This window comes from Chryseobacterium sp. c4a (assembly GCF_009900745.1).
GTDB lineage: Bacteria > Bacteroidota > Bacteroidia > Flavobacteriales > Weeksellaceae > Chryseobacterium.
This window is the reverse complement of record NZ_WXVU01000016.1, coordinates 37728-58828: the sequence shown is the minus strand read 5'-3', so window position 1 is coordinate 58828 and position 21101 is coordinate 37728. Positions and strand designations below refer to the sequence as shown.

16 protein-coding genes are annotated in these 21101 nt (G+C 36.0%); 9 read left to right on the top strand and 7 right to left on the bottom strand.

What is annotated here, in order from left to right:
* Positions 1–19: 19 nt before the first annotated feature.
* Both GTR01_RS18610 and GTR01_RS18605 read right to left on the bottom strand, forming a co-directional pair.
* Positions 20–2794, bottom strand: a complete 2775-nt coding sequence (locus tag GTR01_RS18610) for a TonB-dependent receptor plug domain-containing protein (protein WP_160139262.1) — start codon at positions 2792–2794, stop codon at positions 20–22.
* A gap of 227 nt (positions 2795–3021) precedes the next feature.
* A complete protein-coding gene (locus GTR01_RS18605; protein WP_160139261.1) occupies positions 3022–5352 on the bottom strand; it encodes an ATP-dependent helicase in 2331 nt (776 codons plus the stop codon).
* Positions 5353–5931: 579 nt separating this feature from the next.
* On the opposite strand from GTR01_RS18605, the gene GTR01_RS18600 reads away from it, so the two are divergent.
* The 3 genes from GTR01_RS18600 to secG all read left to right on the top strand — a co-directional run bounded on the left by GTR01_RS18600 (position 5932) and on the right by secG (position 9942).
* Complete coding sequence (locus GTR01_RS18600; protein ID WP_160139260.1) at positions 5932–7245, top strand: M16 family metallopeptidase; 1314 nt, start codon at positions 5932–5934, stop codon at positions 7243–7245.
* Positions 7246–7252: 7 nt separating this feature from the next.
* A complete protein-coding gene (locus GTR01_RS18595; RefSeq protein ID WP_160139259.1) occupies positions 7253–9283 on the top strand; it encodes a M16 family metallopeptidase in 2031 nt (676 codons plus the stop codon).
* Between the two features lie 302 nt (positions 9284–9585).
* A complete protein-coding gene (gene secG, locus GTR01_RS18590; protein WP_160139258.1) occupies positions 9586–9942 on the top strand; it encodes a preprotein translocase subunit SecG in 357 nt (118 codons plus the stop codon).
* A 263-nt stretch (positions 9943–10205) separates the two neighbouring features.
* Here the strand turns inward: secG and GTR01_RS18585 are convergent, their stop codons facing one another.
* Together GTR01_RS18585 and recR are read right to left on the bottom strand one after the other, a co-directional pair.
* Positions 10206–11045: a glycosyltransferase family 2 protein gene (locus tag GTR01_RS18585; RefSeq protein WP_160139341.1), complete on the bottom strand. Its 840-nt coding sequence runs from the start codon at positions 11043–11045 to the stop codon at positions 10206–10208.
* Entirely contained in the window at positions 11041–11652 is a 612-nt protein-coding gene (gene recR / locus GTR01_RS18580) for a recombination mediator RecR (RefSeq protein WP_160139257.1), read from the bottom strand. The genes GTR01_RS18585 and recR overlap by 5 nt, the downstream gene beginning before the upstream one ends.
* A gap of 382 nt (positions 11653–12034) precedes the next feature.
* On the opposite strand from recR, the gene GTR01_RS18575 reads away from it, so the two are divergent.
* The 5 genes from GTR01_RS18575 (at position 12035) to GTR01_RS18555 (ending at position 17770) form a co-directional block, all read left to right on the top strand.
* Positions 12035–12640 carry a hypothetical protein gene (locus GTR01_RS18575; RefSeq protein WP_160139256.1) on the top strand — a complete coding sequence of 202 codons (606 nt, stop codon included), beginning with the start codon at positions 12035–12037 and terminating at the stop codon, positions 12638–12640.
* A gap of 20 nt (positions 12641–12660) precedes the next feature.
* The gene (locus GTR01_RS18570) at positions 12661–13152 is read left to right on the top strand and encodes a hypothetical protein (protein WP_160139255.1); all 492 of its coding nucleotides are present in this window, start codon (positions 12661–12663) and stop codon (positions 13150–13152) included.
* Positions 13153–13274: 122 nt separating this feature from the next.
* The gene (locus tag GTR01_RS18565) at positions 13275–14717 is read left to right on the top strand and encodes an aminoacyl-histidine dipeptidase (protein WP_160139254.1); all 1443 of its coding nucleotides are present in this window, start codon (positions 13275–13277) and stop codon (positions 14715–14717) included.
* 188 nt (positions 14718–14905) lie between these two features.
* Positions 14906–15487 carry a TIGR00730 family Rossman fold protein gene (locus tag GTR01_RS18560; RefSeq protein ID WP_160139253.1) on the top strand — a complete coding sequence of 194 codons (582 nt, stop codon included), beginning with the start codon at positions 14906–14908 and terminating at the stop codon, positions 15485–15487.
* A gap of 132 nt (positions 15488–15619) precedes the next feature.
* Positions 15620–17770 carry a prolyl oligopeptidase family serine peptidase gene (locus GTR01_RS18555; protein WP_160139252.1) on the top strand — a complete coding sequence of 717 codons (2151 nt, stop codon included), beginning with the start codon at positions 15620–15622 and terminating at the stop codon, positions 17768–17770.
* Positions 17771–17847: 77 nt separating this feature from the next.
* Here the strand turns inward: GTR01_RS18555 and GTR01_RS18550 are convergent, their stop codons facing one another.
* Positions 17848–18177, bottom strand: coding sequence for a 2Fe-2S iron-sulfur cluster-binding protein (locus GTR01_RS18550; protein ID WP_045493683.1), 330 nt, complete (start codon positions 18175–18177; stop codon positions 17848–17850).
* A 12-nt stretch (positions 18178–18189) separates the two neighbouring features.
* The gene (locus GTR01_RS18545; protein ID WP_160139251.1) at positions 18190–19245 is read right to left on the bottom strand and encodes an NAD(P)/FAD-dependent oxidoreductase; all 1056 of its coding nucleotides are present in this window, start codon (positions 19243–19245) and stop codon (positions 18190–18192) included.
* 151 nt (positions 19246–19396) lie between these two features.
* Between GTR01_RS18545 and GTR01_RS18540 the strand changes: the two genes are divergently transcribed.
* A complete protein-coding gene (locus GTR01_RS18540) occupies positions 19397–20167 on the top strand; it encodes a DUF3108 domain-containing protein (RefSeq protein WP_160139250.1) in 771 nt (256 codons plus the stop codon).
* Between the two features lie 71 nt (positions 20168–20238).
* Here the strand turns inward: GTR01_RS18540 and GTR01_RS18535 are convergent, their stop codons facing one another.
* Positions 20239–20778, bottom strand: coding sequence for a hypothetical protein (locus GTR01_RS18535; RefSeq protein ID WP_160139249.1), 540 nt, complete (start codon positions 20776–20778; stop codon positions 20239–20241).
* Positions 20779–21101 lie beyond the last annotated feature (323 nt).

The window sequence follows — 21101 nt, the reverse complement described above, 5'->3', positions numbered from 1 at the left end:
TTATAAGGATCAATTATAATTAAAAATTGAAATTAAGTCTTGCGAAAACATAACGCCCGTTCTGTCCAAATTGTGAAGTGGAACGAGAGTAAATAAACTGATCGTTATTACTTGACGCAGGTAAGTTTTTGGTAGGATAAATATCAAACAGGTTGTTTACTCCTAAAGTTAATCCTACATTCTTTGTAAACTGGTAGGCTGCTGAAATATCAGTAATAATTTTATCTCCTATTGTTTGGTGCTCATCAAATCCAATGATTCCATCTCCGTTTGCATCAAGAACATCTGCTCCGGTCACTTTTCCGAAATAGGTATTTCTAAGATAGAATGTAGCCCCTTTCCATGTTAGAGTATGTGATAAACTCGCTTTTACTCTAGGTACTGCTTCTTCCAGATATACTCTTGATTTTTCAGAAAAATATACTTTTTCAAGGGTTGGAGATTTTAACAATCCTGCAGAGTGAATTTCTCCTACCTGTCTCGTTTGATTCAGGTTGATGGCAAAACTATTATCCAGTTTTACGCCTGAAAATCTTGCATTATGAGCGATAACAACATCCAAACCTTTTGTTTCCGTATCAATGGCATTGGTGAAAAACTGAGCTCCATTCACGTTTAATTTATCAAACTCTATTTGAGCTTCGACAGGAACATCTTTTCTTAAGAACTGATCGGTCAAGATGATTCTGTTATCAATTTTAGTAAAATATCCGTCAGCGGTAAATGTTAAGTTGACAGATGGAATTTTATAGGTAAATCCTACACTTGCAGATTTAGAAGTCTCTTGTTTTAGTTTCGGTATATTGAGCTTTTCCGCCAATACAGAGTCATTGCTGTATGTTCCTACTTCAAGAAGTTGTCCTCCGGTAAATAAGGTAGAAGTTACATTATAGTAAATCTGGTGAATAGATGGTGCTCTGAATCCTGTAGATCCTGCAAATCTTACATTAAAATTAGGAGCTACTTTAATTCTTGAAGCGAGTTTATAATTAAATGTAGATCCAAAATCTGAATAGTTCTCATATCTCGCCGCAGCATCTACCAAAAGCCAATGGGTGAAGTTAAGTTCCACATCTGCATAAGCTGCTAATGACTGTCTGTTTTTGTTCACAGCATTTTCTGGTCTAAATCCATTGAATACTTGTGAGCCTCCGGGAAGAGGTGCTCCGAAGAAGTCTGTAGCTCTTGTGGAAGCATTTACACCATCCCATACATTTCCAAACTGATCATAAGTTGTATAAGATCTTTCTTCACCAGCTGTCATTTTAAAGTTTTCAAAACGATGCTCTCCTCCAAATGCCACATTCATTCCTTCCAGAACATCATATTTTTTAGAAAAATCCAAATTGATGGTATTTTGAGTAAATCGTAAACCTCCTGCATCAAACTCGTTAGGAGAAGCAAATCTTAAAGAAGTATTTCCTGTATTTCTGATATTATAGGTAAAGGAATTTTGTCCAAAAGTATTACTGAAATCGATATTCCAGCCTTCCCATTTTCCTTTGATTCCTGCCGCTAATGATATATCCTGAATATCGGTTCCAATCTGTGGTAAATAGCCATTAGGATATAAACCTGTAAAAGTCCTGCTTTCTCTGGGTCTTCTGTAAAATCCTCCGGAAACTCCGTGTCTTAAGCTGTACCCTCCAAAAGTATATACCTTCCAGTCATCACTTACCGGTAGCTCAGCGTTAATGAAAAGCTGGTGATTGTTAAGCTTAGACTGGCCTACCTGCATATTGAAGTCTTTCCTTGTCTGTCCTCTGTATGCCAGCTCCTGATCTGTGATATAATTCAGTTGACTCGCCGTAAACACTTTAGGATCCGACAAAACACCCTGTAAAGCAGAAATAGAGTTAGCCCCTTGTATAGCATTTTGTAAATCCTGAGAAAAATAACTTACTTGTGGTGCATATTGGTGAATATAATTTATAATCTGCTGTGAATTGGGAGTATTGTTTATATTACTAAACAGAGAGGAAAGATTCACTCCATCTTTCAATGCGCGTTGTTCAATTGCATTATAAGCATTATAGATTGCTCCCGATTCGGTTCCTGCTCTATATGTAGGATTTCTGAATTGTGAAGACCATGTAATATTGAAAAAACCGCCTTTAGTTCCTATTTTTTGACCATAATTAAGATCTAGCTGAATATTCTGACCATCAAAATTTCCGGTGTGATCATTGGCGGTAGGTGTCAAATTTCCACCATAGCTGATTTGCCCCGTCAATTTTCCGGTATCTTTTTTCAGCTCCAGATTCATTACCCCTGCAATGGCATCAGATCCGTATTGTGCGGCAGCTCCATCTCTCAGAACTTCAATTCTGTTTAAGGCAAAGGATGGAATAGCATTCAAATCTGTCCCTACAGTTCCTCTTCCCGGTGTTCCGTTTACATTCACCAAGGCAGAAGTATGTCTTCTTTTTCCATTCACCAATACCAACACCTGATCCGGCCCCAAGCCTCTCAATTGTGCAGGATCCAAATGGTCTGTCCCATCTGAATTGGTCTGAACTGTAGAAGTAAATGAAGGGGCAATGGCATTTAGAATCTGCCCTATATTAGACTGAGGCAGTACAACTGAAGCTTCCTTTAAATTGAATACATCCACAGGAACTGGGCTGTCTGTTTTTGATCTTGCTCCGGCTCTGGATCCCAGAATGACAACCTCCTCTACATCATTAGTTTTCGTGCTGTCTTTTTTTATAGTTCCGCCTTTTTCCTGTCCATAAGTGAAAACTCCCAGAAAGAAAAGAACGGATGCTGAAAAAATAGTTTTTTTATTGCTCATATCATTTCATCAATTTGATTAAACATTTATGTTTTTTGCAGGTGCAAATGTAAAGCATATTTATTAGTCCACAAAAATAATAGACTTTGTTTTTATAAAAAATGATAATCGTTTCTTTCTATCCCTTATTAAAATTACTACTTTTTACCATAAGTTTAGATATTTTCATAAAAAAACGGACTCAAAAAATGAATCCGTTTATATTATTTGAAAGCTGTTTTACAGCATTAAATCTTTGTAAGTTTAGCATATTTCAGAATCAGGTTTTTCTCACCTTCATGGATGAATACTACTTTTGCTTTGATATTCTGCGGATCTGTTCCGTCTAAGAAAGCTACCTCTCCTATTCCGAAACGATCGTGTCTCACTTTATCTCCTACTTCAATATCCTGAGAAGAAGCACCGCTTGGATTGATAATTCTTGCTGTACTTACCGGTTTTAGTTTTTTTATTTCCGGAGCAGGCTTAGAGTCTTCATTTCTATTAATCGATTTCTTCTCGACCCTTTTAAAAGATTTCATTTCAGACGGATGTTCATCAAAAATATTGGATTTCACTCCTGAATTATTGATAAATCTCTTCTCCAAAGCAGGATTCATGAATTCTATATATTCATCATCAATCTCACTAAGGAATCTTGAAGGTTCTGCATCTGTAATCTTCCCCCATTGGAAACGAGAAACCGCATAAGAGAAAAACACTTGTTTCTCTGCTCTGGTTAACGCGACATAGAATAATCGCCTTTCTTCTTCAAGATCTTCTCTGGTCGCAGAACTCATGAAACTTGGGAAAAGGTTTTCTTCAAGACCTACCAGGTGAACAACCGGGAATTCCAGTCCTTTGGAAAGGTGAATAGTCATCAATGAAACCATGTCATCTTCCAATTCTTTATCTTGGGTATCTGCAGAAAGAGCAATATTCTCAAGGAAATTAGAAAGACTCGGATCTCCATCTTCCAACTGCATCTGTTCTTCAATAAACCCTTGCATAGAGTTCATCAATTCCTGGACGTTTTCTACTCTTGAAATCCCTTCCGGAGTCTGATCATCTTTTAAAAATTTAATCAAACCGCTTCGCTTAGCAACTTCCATCGCAACACTATAGGCCGTTTCAGTTTTTAACAGTACCTGGAATGCTTTGATCATTGACCAGAAATCATTCAGTTTGTTTAAAACACCGTTGTTAAGACCTAATTGAGGAGCATACATTGGTAGATTATCCAGTACTTTTGATACCGCAATATTCTGAGCATCAGCAAAAACAATCAACTTGTTCTGCGTAGTCTCACCAATACCTCTTGTAGGATAATTAATGATTCGCATTAATGCTTCTGAATCATTTTCATTGATTAAAAGACGAAGGTAACCGATTAAATCTTTTACTTCTTTTCTTTGGTAGAATGAAAGTCCACCATATACTTTGTATGGAATATTCTTACGTCTCAGCGCATCTTCAAAGGCTCTGGTCTGCGAGTTGGTTCTGTATAAAATAGCAAAATCACTATATTTTCTCTGATCACGGTTACGAAGTTCCCAGATATTTCCGGCCACAAAGTTGGCTTCGTCTGCATCAGAAAGCGAACGATATATTTTGATCTTATCTCCCTCTTCATTATCACTGAAAACATTTTTCTTGAACTGCTGTAAGTTTTTAGCAATAACAACATTCGCAGCATTTACAATGTTTTGTGTAGAACGGTAATTTTGCTCCAAAGATACCGTGATGGCATCCGGATAATCCTTTTTAAAATTCAGAATGTTATAAATATTAGCCCCACGGAAAGAGTAAATGGACTGAGCATCATCTCCCACCACACAGATATTTTCAAATTTAGAAGCCAGTGCTTTTACAATAAGATACTGAGAATGGTTGGTATCCTGGTACTCATCTACCATAATGTATCTGAATCTGTCCTGATACTTGGCTAAAACCTCCGGAAAACGGGTTAACAATTCATTGGTTTTCAACAACAAGTCATCAAAATCCATCGATCCATTTCTGAAACATGCTTCTACATATTTTTGGTAGATCTGCCCGATAAATTTCATATTTGCTTTTTCATCAGCCTCCATTAATTCGGGGTTGTTGAAATAAGCTTTTACCGTAATCAGGTTGTTTTTATAGGTTGATATTCTTGCCTGAACTTTTTTAGGTTTATAAAGATCAGCATCAATATTCATATCCTTCAATACTTTCTTGATCACATTCAGAGCATCCTGCTGATCATAGATGGTAAAATTGGAAGGATACCCCAACAAATGAGCTTCAATTCTTAAAATTCTTGCAAAAACAGAGTGGAATGTTCCCATCCAAAGACTTCTTGCATTGCTATCTCCTACTACCTTTGCGATACGTTCTTTCATTTCACGAGCCGCTTTATTGGTAAAGGTAAGTGCCAGGATATTGAAAGGGTCTATCCCATTATGGATAAGATGGGCAATACGCATGGTAAGCACACGTGTTTTCCCGGAACCTGCTCCAGCAAGTACCATCAGAGGGCCTTGTAAAGAGGTAACGGCTTCATATTGTGATTCGTTGAGTCCTTTCAGATAATCCATACAGCAAAAAAATTTTTGGGATCACAAAATTAAGATATTCAGAGGAGAATTCAAATTATGAAATGCCAATAGTCAATTTTGCTTCTCAAGTCAATAGTAAATGATTGTAGTCGGTAAAAGTTAACAAGCATCATGAATTGGTTATTAGTCCTTTTCTTAAACGATAATTTTAAATGTGAATGGTCAATTCTGCTTCGCAGGTGAATAGTGAATGGCTGTAGTCTACAAAAATTGATAAGCGAAGCAAATTGACCATTGACCATTGACCATTGACTTTTACTTATTCTCCAACCTTGAACTTCAACGGATGAATTTTGTTTTGTAACTAAAAATGTGAATGATTACAGTCCTCAAAAATTGACAAGCGCAGCGAATTGACCATTGACTTTTACTTATTTAGTCTCCAACCTTGAACTTCAACGGATGAATTTTGTTTTGTAACTAAAAATGTGAATGATTACAGTCCTCAAAAATTGACAAGCGCAGCGAATTGACCATTCACCATTGACCTACCAACTTCCAAATTTCTGTAACATTTAATTCACTTTCCCTACTCATTGTTAAACAATTTCTAACTTTATGAAAAAGCGATTTCTTTCGGCTGCTGCCGTAGCTTTCTTCGGGCTCATGCTGAATGCACAGCAAATTAAATTCGAAGAGTATGATCTTCCCAATGGTCTTCATGTAATTCTTCATCAGGATAATTCGGCTCCGGTAGTAACTACAGGTGTGATGTATCATGTAGGAGCAAAAGACGAAGTAAAAGGAAGAACCGGTTTTGCCCACTTCTTTGAACATCTTTTATTCGAAGGAACTCCTAACATCAAGAGAGGAGATTGGTTTAAGATTGTTTCTTCAAACGGTGGACAAAATAATGCCAATACAACCAATGACAGAACTTATTATTACGAAACTTTTCCTTCCAACAACGAACAGCTTGGACTTTGGATGGAAGCAGAAAGAATGCGTCATGCCGTAATCAATCAGGTAGGAGTAGATACCCAAAGAGAAGTTGTAAAGGAAGAAAAAAGATTAAGAATGGATAACCAGCCTTATGGAAACCTTTTCCCAACGATCCAAAAGAATCTGTTTACCAATCACCCATACAATTGGCCAACCATCGGGTCTATGGAAGACCTGAATGCAGCAAAACTAGAGGAATTTCAAGCTTTTTATAAGAAATTCTATGTGCCGAACAATGCTACTTTAGTGGTTGCCGGAGACATTAAACCAGAGCAGACTAAAAAATGGATTGAAGAATACTATGGCGGGATTCCAAAAGGAACAGTTTATCCAAAGGATTTCCCTAAAGATGCTCCAATCACTCAGGAAAAAGAGGTAACGGCAACGGATCCGAATATTCAGCTTCCGGCTTATGTTTTTGCTTACAGAACTCCTCCTAATAAAGAGAAAGATGCTTATGTGTTAGATATGTTGTCTTCCTATTTAAGCAACGGTAAATCTTCAGTTTTATATAAAAAATTGGTAGATCAGGATAAAAAAGCACTTCAGGTAGCGGCTTTTAACCAAGGACTTGAAGATTACAGTATTTTCGCTTTCTTTGCGATCCCAATGGGACAAACATCTAAACAAGCTTTACAAGCAGACATTGATGCAGAAATCAAAAAGCTTCAAACCACTTTAATTTCTGATGAAGATTATCAAAAGATTCAGAACCAGTTTGAAAACCAATTTGTCAACCAAAACTCAAGCATTCAGGGAATCGCTGCTTCTTTAGCTACCAATCATGTTTTGATGGGAAATACCAATCTTATCAATAAGGAAATTGACATCTACAGATCAATCACCAAACAAGATATTCAAAATGCAGCTAAAAAGTATTTGAATTCTAACCAAAGAATCATCATCAACTACGTTCCTGAGAAAAAATAATTTACCCATGAAAAAGCAATTCACTTATATAGCAGCGGCATTTTTATTTGCAGGAATGCTTTCTGCCCAAAAAATTGATCTTAATGCAATGCCAAAACCAGGGCCTACTCCTGCCATCAACATTGCCAAGCCAAAAACATTTCAACTTAGTAACGGATTAACTGTAATGGTGGTTGAAAATAATAAACTGCCAAGGGTAAATACTACTCTTTCTATGGACAGACCGCCTTATTATGAAGGAAATATTACAGGAGTAAGCATGCTGATGGCAGAACAGCTTGATAACGGAACAACCAACCTAAGCAAAGATGAGTTTAATAAAAAAGTTGATTTCCTTGGAGCCAATATCAGCTTCTCTTCTAGCGGTGCTTCTTCAAACTCTCTTTCGAAATATTTCCCTGAAGTAATAGGATTGATGGCTGATGCAATTGTAAACCCAAAATTCTCAGCACAAGAAATTCAAAATGCGAAAGAAAGAATTATTGAAGGATTGAAAGCTGATGAAAAAAATGCGTCATCCATCGCTGAAAGAGTGTCCAAAGCTTTGATGTATGGAAAAAATACATCAAGGGGAGAATTCGAAACCATTGAATCGATCAACAAAATTCAACTGGCCGATGTTCAGAACATTTACAATAAATATTATGCTCCGGACAATGCTTATTTAGTGATTGTTGGAGATGTAAAATATGATCAGATCAAACCTTTGGTTGAGAAAGCATTTGGAAGCTGGAAAAAATCAAACACAAAGTTTGCTGCTTTAGAACCTGCCACGAATGTTACTAAAACAGAGATCAATGTGGTGGATGTACCATCTGCTGTACAATCTGTATTGTCTGTTGGCAACCTGAACAACCTTAAGATGAAAGATCCCAACTACTTCCCTGCTACGATGGCCAATTATATTCTTGGTGGTGGTGGTGAAGCAAGACTTTTCATGAATCTTAGAGAAAAGAACGGATTTACTTATGGAGCTTATTCAAGCATGAATGCAAGCAAATATTCTCCGAATTTTGAAGCAGAAACCAGCGTAAGAAATGAAGTAACAGATAAAGCGGTGAAGGAAATGATGAATGAACTTAATGCTATTTCTACCGTAAAACCTGAGGAATTAGACAATGCTAAAGCTAAACTTAAAGGAGCTTTCATTATGTCTCTGGAAAAACCTGAAACCATTGCAAGATTTGCGTTGAATCAAAAAGTTCAAGATCTTCCAGCAGATTTTTATACCAATTATTTAAAATCTATTGACAAAGTTACTGCAGCTGATATTTCTACTGCTGTAAAATCAACTATTCTTCCGAACCAAAGCAGGATCTTCATTGCAGGTAAAGCTTCAGATATTGCTGAAGGACTTGAAAAACTAGGCTATCCGGTAAAATATTTTGATAAAGAAGCCAATCCGGTAACCAAACCGGCAGCACAAAAAGTAGATGCTAGTGTTACCATTGGTTCTGTAGCCGACAAATATATTAATGCGATCGGAGGATTAGCTGCTCTTCAAAAAGTAACTTCCATTACCGCAGATGCCACTACCAAAGTTCAGGGAATGGATATGAATATGAAGCTCATTCAAGGGAAAGGAGGAAAAATGATGATGGATATGAAAATGATGGGCAATACTCTTCAAAAGATTGTTTTTGATGGTAAAGACGGCTATATGGAAGCGCAAGGCAAAAAAATGCCTTTGAATGACAAACAGAAAGCGTCTATGGCAGAACCGGAACTTTTCCCGGAACTTACTTTTGCTAAATCTGCAGATTTAAAATTAACAGGCATTGAAAAGTACAATAATGAAGATTCTTATGTGATAAAAGGATCCAAACAAACCTATTATTACAGTGTAAAAACCGGATTAAAAACCGGTGAAATCAAATTAGGAGAAGGTGGAGCCATGCCTACAAACTTTGCGGATTATAAAGACGTGTCGGGAGTAAAACTTCCTTTCACTATTATCCAAAATATGGGTGGAATGGAAATTAACCTGGCGGTACAGTCTTACCAACTTAACCAAGCTAAGGATACTGATTTCAAATAATAAACAAACTATATTTACAGAAAAGGCTATCTCAATTTTGGGGTAGCCTTTCTCTTACCCTAATTTTAGAAACCGGAACACAAAAAGACACTGCTATTACTCAAATTGAAGGGAAAGTTCACAAGGAGTCTGTATGTTGAATCCGGCAATTCATATTCTCTATTTACTTCACCCTACATTTTAAGCTCAAAATCATTGTTTAATTTTTATTTTTTTGCGGTTGTGCCATATTTACCGATATCTTTTTTTGTCATTCAGTAAAAAAAGATTAAATTTGCCCATTCAAAAAGATATCAGAATTAATGGATACTATATTTACACTATTGATGGTTCTTATTATGATTGCCAGTGTTTTATTGGTAATTGTTGTTATGGCTCAAAACCCAAAAGGTGGAGGTCTTTCCAGTACTTTCGGAGGGGCATCTTCCGCTCAGTTTGGAGTACAAAGAACCAATGATTTCATGGAAAAAGCAACATGGACTCTAGGCGGAACTATCATCGTTCTTATCCTTATCAGCGTTGTTATCACTGGTAAACCGTCACAAGCGGCTCCAGCTCAACAACAACCAGTTAAAAAAGAAGCTCCGGCAAAACAATCTGCACCGGCTTCTTCTACAACTACAACTCCGGCATCAACACCTGTTGCACCGGCTAAATAAGAAGATTATTTTTCTACATATAAAAAGCAACTCCCATCGAGTTGCTTTTTTTATTGTCCTATATTTTCAATATTTAATTGATGAGATTATGCTCACTATCATTTCGATGAAGAAGGAATCTTATCCATCATTCAGATTTTTCGTTCCACTTTCACTATAAGCGGAAACCTTAAAGATTGTAGAATCGTATCTAGAAATTACAAAGCACCTGATCAATACTTCAGACATGTTCTCCTGCTTCCCTCTTTCAGCTTCCAGTCTGCTTATTTCAATTTAATCTTCTCAATCTGATAACGGAGTTTCAGTCCAGCTTTTAAAAAGGAATATTGCATAGGTTTGGACTCCTTATAATATTTGTCAATAAAGATCTGCATAGCACCATAAAAACGGTTCAGATAAACATCATTCTTGATTGTACTTTCCCCTTTATGATGAAGTAGAGAGACCTTACCATAATAGTAATTCTTGTATCCGTTCCTTATTAAAGTATAACAAAGATCAATATCTTCACCATACATAAAATATGCTTCATCTAATCCGCCTACTTTTTCATAAACTTCTTTTTTCAGCAGAAGAAAAGCTCCTGTCATCACTTCAACTTCAGCAACAGCATTTTCTTCAAGATCGTTCCTATAATAAGATTTCGAATTATTTTTCTTAAAATTGGTAAATAGCTTTTCAAAAGAATTGAACATATCCGGAACTGAACGTTTACTTTCCGGCAAAAAATGTCCGTCTGCATCATGCATTCGTATTCCAAGGCATCCGAAATCGGGTTGATTATCTGAAAAATCTAATAATTCTTTCATATAAAAGCCCTCCAGTTCCGTATCAGGATTTAAAAGTAATACATATTCGCCTTTTGCAGCTTGTATTGCAGTATTATTAGCCTTTGAAAAACCAGCATTAATTTCTGACGCGATAAAGTGTACTTCAGGAAATTCAGTGATAAGATCCCTCCATGAACTGTCTGTAGAAGCATTGTCTATTACAATAACCTCATACTCCACTTCTTTTACATATTTCTGAATAGATAAAAGACAGCTCCTGAGCAGTTGGGTAACATTATAATTAACAATAATAATAGACAGCTTCATATTAATCCTTTTCGTTGTATGGTAATCTGTTGATAATAGATCTTCCTAGTGAAATTTCATCTGCATATTCCAGTTCATCTCCTACCGAAATTCCTCTGGCAATGCTTGAAAAATTTACATTGAAGTTTTTAAATTTTTTATAAATATAATAAGCGGTTGTATCTCCCTCCATGGTAGCACTCAATGCAAAAATAAATTCCTTCACGATCCCTTCATTCAGCTTTCTCTCGATACTTGGAATATTCAATTGGCTTGGCCCTACTCCTTCCATTGGAGAAATTTTACCTCCTAAAATCAGATACTTTCCGCCATACTTCCCTGTATTCTCAATCGCAATCACATCTCTTACATCTTCAACAATACAAATCAACTCACCGCTTCTTTTCTCATTGCTACAGATTTCACAGATGTCAAAATCAGAAAAATTATGACATTCTTTACAGTATTTTATATCGTTGACAAGATTAATCAGGGAGTTTCCAAGACTTACCGCTCTGGAACTGGGCTGCTTTAATAGATGTAATGCTAATCTCAAAGCTGTTTTTCTTCCAATACCAGGTAACCCTGAAATTTCATCAACTGCCTTTGCCAGCACTTTACTTGGGTAATCCATAGCTACAAAAATAAGCAATATTTGAGGAAAACAATCTATCCTGAAGAGGAGTTTTTGAGTTTTAAAATGTCGAAAAGTGAATGATCAATTGTCAATTCGCTTTGCTTGTTAATTTGGATATTTAAAGTTTAAGGTTATTACAGTTTAACAATTCACTATTCACTTGCGAAGCAAAATTCACCATTCACATTTAGACTTTAAAGACTTCCCTTGATATTTTTGCAATCCATGTCTATTATTTTTCATCTATTATCTAAATTCCCCTAACTTAATGTCTCATCATGATATTTTAAAATCCAATTCGGCCGTTATACTCCGTAACTCTAAAAAAACAGTTATATTTGCGGCTTAAATTAAATATGAAAAAAAAATAAACTAACACATGGTACTCAACAACCTAAATTATCCACTGGACTTTAAGTTTAAAATTTCGACATTGGCCAGTGACTTCAACATTACGGACAAAAATGGGAATTACGTAGCATACGTACGTCAGAAAATGTTCAAATTAAAAGAAGACGTTATCGTTTTCAATGACGAAAGCAAATCAAAAGAACTTTTCAGAATCCGAGCAAATCAATGGATTGATTTTAATGCTTCTTATTCATTAAATGATATTGTAGACAACAAAAACTATGGTAGATTAGCAAGAAAAGGAATGCGTTCTATCTGGAAAGCAAGCTATGACATCCTTGATTCTAAAGATCAGCCTAAATTCAAAATACAGGAAGACAGTGCATGGGTAAGAGTGTGGGACAGCTTCGTAGGTGAACTTCCTATCATCGGAATGTTTACAGGATATTTCCTGAATCCATCATATACTGTTACCGGTATTGACGGAAAAGCATATTTCAAACTTAAAAAAATGCCTTCGTTCTTTGGAAGAAGATTCCAATTAGATAGAATGATCGACATTGATGATGAGGAGGAAAGTTTAGTAATCCTTTCACTATTAATGATGACCCTTCTTGAAAGAGCAAGAGGCTAACATTTCAAAACCACAAACACATGAAATACCTAATCATTTTATTTTCTGCACTTCTTTTAGTTGCTTGTAAAAAAGACAAAGAAACAGTTTCTGCCAACACTGCAACAGATTCCTCAAGCATCACTAAAGATTCTGCTACGGCAAGTATTCCTTCTGGAAAAATTCAGATTGAAACCATTTCATTTCCTGAAGAAATTAAAGAATGCTCATGCTATTTCGCAAGAAACAAGTCTGATTTTGAAGCTGAAAAATACATCTATGCAGATGATGCCGGAAAAACAGCCTATATGAAGCTGGATGGTAAAAGACTTGCCATGAACCTTATCTCTTCAAGCGATATGGAAGTGGATGAAGAATTGACGAAAGAAATCGAAAATGAAGGTTACAAAATCTCTGTAAAAGGTAAAAAGATAAAAGGTGAAGAAGCTTTACTCTTTGAAGGTACTTTAACTATTGAGAAACCGGATGGCAGTATAATTACAACACCGATCTACGGAGAATGTGGTTGTTAACAACAAAATGTGAATAAGTTCATTCTAAAATTTACTTATTCCTTCTTTTTAAACTCATAAAAATGCTTCTGTATTCCACGGAAGCATTTTTTATTTTGTAAATTTGAGAAAAATAAATTTCAATGGCATTATCTAATATAGAACCGCAGATAATCTGGAAAAACTTCTCCAAATTAAATGCAGTTCCAAGACCATCTAAAAAAGAGGAAAAAGTAATTGCTTTCATCAAAGGATTTGGTGAAGATCTAGGCTTAGAGACTACTGTAGATGAAGTAGGAAACGTAATTATTAAAAAACCGGCTACTGCAGGAATGGAAAACCGTAAATCGATTGTGCTTCAGTCACACTTGGATATGGTTTGCCAGAAAAACAATGACGTTAATTTCGATTTTGAAACAGAAGGGATAAAAATGGAGATTGATGGAGATTGGGTAAAAGCAAAAGGAACTACTTTAGGAGCTGATAACGGTTTAGGAGTAGCAACGATTATGTCTATCCTTGAAAGTTCTGATATTCCTCACCCTGCCTTAGAAGCTCTGTTCACTATTGATGAAGAAACAGGAATGACAGGTGCAATTGGTTTAAAACCAGGGCAGCTTACAGGAGAGATCCTATTAAACCTTGATACGGAAGAAGATGACGAAATTGATATAGGTTGTGCTGGAGGTGTAGATGTTACTATCACTCAAAACTATGCAACAGAAGCTCCAAAAGGGCAGGTTGTAAGAATTGAAGTAAAAGGATTACAGGGAGGTCACTCCGGAATGGATATCCATAAAGGTTTCGGAAACGCCAACATTATCTTAGGAAGACTTCTTTACAAAGGATTGGAAAATCAGAATGTAGAATTGATCTCTATTGATGGTGGTGGATTAAGAAATGCCATTCCAAGAGAAGGTGTTGCGATTATTTCTGTAAGAAATGCACAAGAATTTATCCAGGATGCTACTACTCTTAAAGCAGAAATTCTAGAAGAATTTGCCTCTGTAGAAGCAGGTCTTCAAATCAATATTGAAAACTCTACATCTTCTGACAAAGCTATTTCAGAAGGAGATTCTAAAAAGGTTATTCTTACTTTAAAAGGTCTTCACAACGGAGTATACAGAATGAGTCCGGATGTAGCTGACCTTGTAGAAGCTTCCAACAACGTGGCAAGAGTTGAATTGAAAGGTGGAGAATTAAAAATCCTTAACCTTACAAGATCTTCTGTAGACTCTTCTAAATATTCTACAGCAGAACAATTGAAATCTGTAGCAGAATTAGCAGGAATGAATGTCGTATTCAGTGGTTCTTACCCAGGATGGAAACCAAGACCAGGATCTGAAATCGTACAGATCATGGAAAAAATCTATACAGAGAAGTTCAATGAGAAGCCTCATGTTGTAGCTTGTCACGCAGGTTTAGAATGCGGTATTATCGGTGCCAACTATCCGGAAATGGAAATGGTAAGTTTTGGTCCTACCATCAGAGGAGCACACTCTCCTGATGAGAAAGCAAACATTCCATCTGCTCAGAAATTCTGGAGCTTCCTGAAAGATATTTTAGCGAATATCCCTCAGAAATAAAATAGTAAAATAACTATATTGAATATCCAAAGTCTTATGATTTTGGATATTTTTAATTTACATCATTACATCCAATATTAACCCATTAAAAATAATTAGTAGCTCACAGATTAAAAGAACGTAACATTTAAATATATTCTGAATATTTCACTAACTTATTTAGCTTTAATGGGAAAAAACATTTAAATATGAAAAGTATTACAGTATTCTGCGGCTCAAGTTTTGGCACAGATAAGATTTATGAAGAACAGGCATTTTTACTTGGCCAGACATTAGCAAAACAAAATATACAGCTTATTTATGGTGGTTCAGAAACCGGTTTGATGGGAACAATAGCCAATGGGGCATTAAGTGAAAATGGAAAAGTAACGGGTGTTCTTCCCCATTTTCTACAAGCTAAGGAAATTGCTCATAAAAACCTTACTGAGCTAGTTCTCGTAGAAACCATGCATGAGAGAAAAACGAAAATGAATGACCTTTGTGATGGCGTGATCGTTCTTCCCGGCGGCTATGGAACTTTGGAAGAATTCTTCGAAATGATTACCTGGGCACAGCTTGGTCTTCACAAAAAGCCCATCGGTATTCTGAATATTGACGGTTTCTACAATGACCTTATTAATTTGGTTGAGAATATGGTGAATAAAGGCTTTTTAAAGGCCGTAAACCAGGATATGCTTCTCATCAGTGACCATATAGATGATTTGCTTGAAAAAATGAAAAATTACCAGGCTCCTACGGTTGGAAAATGGATTTCTAAAGAGGAAATTTAATTATAAAAAGAAGGAATATTTTTAGAATATTCCTTCTTTTTATTTATCTATTTATATTATTATCACCATTTCTTAGACATAGTTTAGTACTTTTGTAATTAAAATTTTATCACTATCAAAAGAAATAATACCATGAAAAATATATTTCTAACAGGCTGTCTATTGTTGAGTCAGATCAGTTTCGCTCAATATAATTACCCAAAAACTCCCGAAAAACCTGTAACGGATGATTATTTTGGAACAAAGATTACAGACAATTATCAATGGCTGGAAGACCTGAAAAGCCCTGAAGTACAAACATGGTTTAAGGCTGAATCAGACTACAGCCATACTATTATTGATAAAATTCCTAATCGTGAGACTCTTTATAACCGTATGAAACAGGTTCAGGAAATGGGTGGTGATTCTTACAGCTATGCAAAACAAAGAGGTAATTTTTATTTCTATCTTAAAACAAAAAAGAACGAGAAACTTTCCAAGCTATATACCAGGGATGCCTCTACAGGAAAAGAAACATTGATATTTGACCCCGAAACGTATAAAAAGAATGCGCAGATCACTAATTTTTCAATAGATTCTAAAGGCCATAAAATAGCATTACTATTTTCGCAGTCCGGTGGTGAAATTTGTGAGATTAAGATTTTAAACTTGCAAACAAAAAAAATACTTGACGATACACTGAGCCCTATCTGGAGTGAGTTCAACTTTGAGTTTACCCCAGATGATCAGTCTATTATTTACACCAAGATGAGCACCGGAGATCCCAACAGCAATATGCTCCTGAAAGAAATGAAAGCAATGCTGCACAAGATCGGAACCCATCCTGATCAGGATATTGTACTGGCATCAAGGGAGGCAAATCCCGAAATTAATATGCTAACAGAACAATTCCCAATGGTTGAGTTTTCTGACGATTATCAATACATCTTACTTAATATAGGCTCTGTTAAATTGGAAAGTCCTCAATTCTATACTCCTTATTCTGCTCTAAAGGATAAAAAAATCACGTGGAAACAGATTGTAAAAGCTTCGGACGACATTGTCCAAACCTTCGTTAAAGGAGATCAGCTATTTTTTCTTAGTCACAAAAATGCACCGAATTATAAAATAGGACTTACAAGTCTTTCCAACCCTGACTTTGATAATGCTAAAATCATCGTTCCGGAGGGTAATGCTGTAATCACATCAATACACAATTCTAAAAATTATTTATTCTATGCTTTAAACAATGGTATTACTCAGGATAAATATCAAATTGACCTTAAAACGTTAGCAATAAAAAAGGTACCATTGCCTGGTGGAGTCAATAGTTCTGCCTCCCTTAACTCCCGTGAAAACGATCACCTACAGTGCAATAACAGCAACTGGCTTACCCCGAATACATTCTATGAATATACCCCTCAGGATGGGAAAGTTATTAAAAGTAAATATTTCAATGGAGATAGCAATTATCCGGATTATTATGCATCCTATGAGGTAAAAGAAGTAGAAGTAAAAAGCCACGATGGAGTTATGGTTCCTCTTTCTATTATCTATCCTAAAAACATGAAAATGGATGGCAGTACTCCTGCTTACATCACCGGATATGGCGGCTACGGGATTTCTTCTACTCCACGCTTTTCCAACAGACTATCTGTACTGCTTGAGCAAGGCGTAGTGGTTGCTATTGCTCACGTGAGAGGAGGTGGAGAAAAAGGCGAAAACTGGCATAAAGACGGAATGAAAGCTAAAAAACCTAATACATGGAAAGACTTCATTGCCTGTTCAGAATATCTTGTTGACCAAAAATACACTTCTCCTTCAAAATTAATGGGTAACGGAGTCAGTATGGGAGGTGTTCTTATCGGAAGAGCCATTACGGAAAGACCGGATTTATTTGCAGTTGCTATCGCTGAAGTAGGAATGACTAATGCTCTTCGTTCTCAAAACTCAGCCAATGGAGATAATCAAATTCCGGAAGTAGGAAATATAAACAATGCTGAGGATATTAAAAGTCTGATCGAAATGGATGCACAAAGCAAAGTTAAAAAAGGAGTAAAATATCCAGCAGTGATTGTTCGCACCGGAATGAATGATTCCAGAACTACCCCTTGGGAACCAGCAAAATTTGCAGCAGTACTACAAAACAATACAGCATCTGAGAAACCTGTTTTATTGTATGTAAATTACGAAAACGGTCATTTTACAAGTGACCTGGATGTAGTTTTCAAAGAATATTCAGATATTTTTGCTTTTGCATTATGGCAGGTGGGACACCCGAAATTTCAGCCGGCTAAGAAATAAAATTAAATAATTCATTAAAAACAAAAACCCGTTCGAAAAATTCGAACGGGTTTCTTATTAAGATTAAAAAATATTTTCTAAGGATAAGGAGCAATTTCCACTTCAAGTCCCTCCATAGCATCTGCAATATGCAACTGGCAGCCTAATCGGCTATTATCTTTCACATGGAAAGCTTCAGCAAGCATTGCATCTTCTTCATCTCCCATTGGTTCCAGACCAGGATCATTGATTACGTATACCTGGCATGAAGCACACATCGCCATTCCGCCGCATACACCAATAGTACCTTCTTCAGCCAATTCATACGAACGAATGATCTCCATTAAGTTCATGGACATATCCGTAGGAGCTATAACATCGTGGGTTACACCTTCTCTGTCGGTGATTTTAATATTAATATCTGACATAATTCTGCAAAATTAGTCAATTTTTTTCACAACAGCCTTCTCTGCTTCTTTACGGCTTCCGTCAAATCCGTCTACTCCACTTACGGTAGTATATTTTAATACGAATTTTTTACCAGGATTTAGTCTGTTATAAACACTCTGACACATTAAAGTAGCCTCGTGGAAACCACAAAGAATCAACTTCAATTTACCAGGATAAGTATTAATATCTCCGATCGCATAAATACCATCGATGTTCGTTTGATAATCAAGAGCGTTGTTTACCACAATCGCATTCTTTTCAATATTTAATCCCCAGTTTCCGATCTCTCCTAATTTTGGAGTCAATCCGAATAATGGAATGAAATAATCAGTTTCAATTTCAAAAGCTTCCTCACCATCTTTTTGTACAGTGATTGCTTCTACTTTTCCGTCACCTCTGATGCCGGTAACTTCAGCTGGAGTAATTAATTTGATTTTCCCTTCGTTTTTCAGATCCTGAACTTTTTCTACAGAATCTAAAGCTCCTCTGAACTCGTTTCTTCTGTGAATCAAAGTAACTTCACTTGCTACATTGGAAAGGAAGATACTCCAGTCAAGGGCAGAATCTCCACCTCCTGCAATCACTACTTTTTTATTTCTGAAGTGCTCAGGTTCTTTAACGAAATATTCCAATCCTTTTTCTTCATACTCCGCAACATTTTCGAAAGTAGGTTTTCTAGGTTCAAAAGTTCCTAATCCACCTGCAATAGCAATCGCTTTACATCTGTGAACCGTTCCTTTGTTGGTAATTACTTCAAACCACTCTTCGTCTACTTTTGTATAAGAAACAGCTGTTTCTCCCAACGTAAATCCAGGCTGGAACTGCTTGATTTGCTCCATCAAATTATCTACCAATTCTCCAGCATTTACTGAAGGATACCCCGGAATATCAAAAATAGGTTTCTTAGGATAAAGTTCAGCCAATTGCCCTCCCGGCTGTGGAAGTGCATCAATAATATGGCACTTCATTTTTAAAAGACCAGCTTCAAAAACTGCAAAAAGTCCTGTAGGCCCTGCACCTATGATCAATATATCAGTGGTTATCATAATTTAAGATAATTTAATTATACATGTAACTGCAAATTTACTAATTTTAATGCGAAGCATATTTAATTGATTCTAAATAAAAACCTGAGATTTGTCAAATATCTAGCAATTAAGATTTTAAATTTGGCAATATTTTTGTAAACGACATACCATGAAGAAAATCTTAAACCTTTTAGCAGTCTTTATCTTCTTTCTAGGTTCAGCCCAGATTGATAACGTAGCAGACGGTGAATCTATCACCCTAAGAATTCACTATGGATTCTTAAATGCTGGAACTGCTAATCTTACCACCAAAAAAACGACTTACAAAGGAGCGCCGCATTTGTATGTAAAAGGAACAGGCCAAACGACAGGTGCTGTAAAAGCGTTCTTTAAAGTAGAAGATTTATACGAAAGTTTTATTGATTCCGCGACAAGTCTGCCTAGCTATTATGTTCGAAATGTACGTGAGGGAAGCTATCGTCAGCATTTTGAAACAGCATTTAATCACGATAACAATACTTTAATATTAACTGATAAGAAAACACCAGCTAATGGTTCAAAAGTAATCAAATCTGTAAAAGGAGTTCAGGATATGCTTTCCTGTTTTTATTACCTTAGAAGCAAGAGCCAGGATGAGCTAAAAGTAGGAACAGTAATCAATATGAATGTATGGATTGATGATGAAATGTTTCCTTTTCAGCTTAAAGTGATAGGAACTGAGGACTTAAAGACAAAATTCGGAACAATCAACTGTTTAAAAATTATTCCATCTGTAAAAAGCGGAAGAGTCTTTAAAGAAAAAGAAGGGGTAACGATGTGGGTATCTAATGATGCCAACCATATTCCTATGCTGTTAAAAGCGGAATTAGCAGTAGGATCACTGAAGGCTAGTATTGACGATTACAAAAATGTAAAATATCCTTTAAAGTTTACCAAATAAAGTATTATTAGATTCCAAAATACGAAAAGAGGTCATCAGAGCAGCTGATGACCTCTTTTTTATATGGTTGACTAAAATCTATAAGAAACGCCGGCTTGTACAATTCCTTTCATTCCAATATTGGTCTCTACAAAAACACTTAGATCACCTCCATATCTTAAACCTATAGGAACAACATTAAACCCAAATCCTGTACTGTTATCCTTACGCTTCATCCTATCTGTGCTGGTATAGGTTGTATTGATAAAATTAATTCCAATACTTCCTCCCGAATACAATCCCAACTTTTGCTTCCGAAGCCAGAAATAATCTACTTTGGGAAGAATGGATATTATATTTTGTTTCGAAATAGACTCGGTTTTTCCATAGAGCTCACTAGTTACATCCGCTCCATAGCGCCATTTCATATCTTTACTGTAAACCATCAGTCCAAATGCCAACACCCCGTTACTGGAAGGTGCCTGGGTATCTGTTATAGAACCAACAATAGACGAACCCAGATCATAGGCAACTCCATATACAGAAGGGGTTCCATAACTGGCAGAAACTTCAATTTTTTGTGCATTAATGCTCACTCCTACAAGTAAAAGTGGAAATAATAATTTTTTCATCAGTATTTATTTTAGTTTCATAAAAATATATAAACCTAAAAGTAATGCCAAAGAAAATGACTAAATAATTAAATCCAAACAAAAATAAAACAGTTAGATGAGAATTATTAGAAATATTTCAACTTTCCAATAGTCCATGTAATATATTTTCAACCAGTGTTGTCTTTATTATAGGAGCAGCAAAGGGGCTTCAATGTCAATACTTCTTTGAGATACCTAGCAGATTCGAACCGAAGTATGGACATAAGAAACAGACACGTGTAAATTTTCAATAAGATCAGTTTTTAATTACGTTTTGTTTCTTAGGTCAGTAATTAAAAACA

What these genes read in the sequence shown, in the direction of transcription:
- GTR01_RS18610 (WP_160139262.1), bottom strand. Translation starts at nt 2,794, where the DNA reads ATGAGCAATAAAAAAACTATTTTTTCAGCATCCGTTCTTTTCTTTCTG.
- GTR01_RS18605 (WP_160139261.1), bottom strand. Translation starts at nt 5,352, where the DNA reads ATGGATTATCTGAAAGGACTCAACGAATCACAATATGAAGCCGTTACC.
- GTR01_RS18600 (WP_160139260.1), top strand. Translation starts at nt 5,932, where the DNA reads ATGAAAAAGCGATTTCTTTCGGCTGCTGCCGTAGCTTTCTTCGGGCTC.
- GTR01_RS18595 (WP_160139259.1), top strand. Translation starts at nt 7,253, where the DNA reads ATGAAAAAGCAATTCACTTATATAGCAGCGGCATTTTTATTTGCAGGA.
- secG (WP_160139258.1), top strand. Translation starts at nt 9,586, where the DNA reads ATGGATACTATATTTACACTATTGATGGTTCTTATTATGATTGCCAGT.
- recR (WP_160139257.1), bottom strand. Translation starts at nt 11,652, where the DNA reads ATGGATTACCCAAGTAAAGTGCTGGCAAAGGCAGTTGATGAAATTTCA.
- GTR01_RS18575 (WP_160139256.1), top strand. Translation starts at nt 12,035, where the DNA reads ATGGTACTCAACAACCTAAATTATCCACTGGACTTTAAGTTTAAAATT.
- GTR01_RS18570 (WP_160139255.1), top strand. Translation starts at nt 12,661, where the DNA reads ATGAAATACCTAATCATTTTATTTTCTGCACTTCTTTTAGTTGCTTGT.
- GTR01_RS18565 (WP_160139254.1), top strand. Translation starts at nt 13,275, where the DNA reads ATGGCATTATCTAATATAGAACCGCAGATAATCTGGAAAAACTTCTCC.
- GTR01_RS18560 (WP_160139253.1), top strand. Translation starts at nt 14,906, where the DNA reads ATGAAAAGTATTACAGTATTCTGCGGCTCAAGTTTTGGCACAGATAAG.
- GTR01_RS18555 (WP_160139252.1), top strand. Translation starts at nt 15,620, where the DNA reads ATGAAAAATATATTTCTAACAGGCTGTCTATTGTTGAGTCAGATCAGT.
- GTR01_RS18550 (WP_045493683.1), bottom strand. Translation starts at nt 18,177, where the DNA reads ATGTCAGATATTAATATTAAAATCACCGACAGAGAAGGTGTAACCCAC.
- GTR01_RS18545 (WP_160139251.1), bottom strand. Translation starts at nt 19,245, where the DNA reads ATGATAACCACTGATATATTGATCATAGGTGCAGGGCCTACAGGACTT.
- GTR01_RS18540 (WP_160139250.1), top strand. Translation starts at nt 19,397, where the DNA reads ATGAAGAAAATCTTAAACCTTTTAGCAGTCTTTATCTTCTTTCTAGGT.
- GTR01_RS18535 (WP_160139249.1), bottom strand. Translation starts at nt 20,778, where the DNA reads ATGAAAAAATTATTATTTCCACTTTTACTTGTAGGAGTGAGCATTAAT.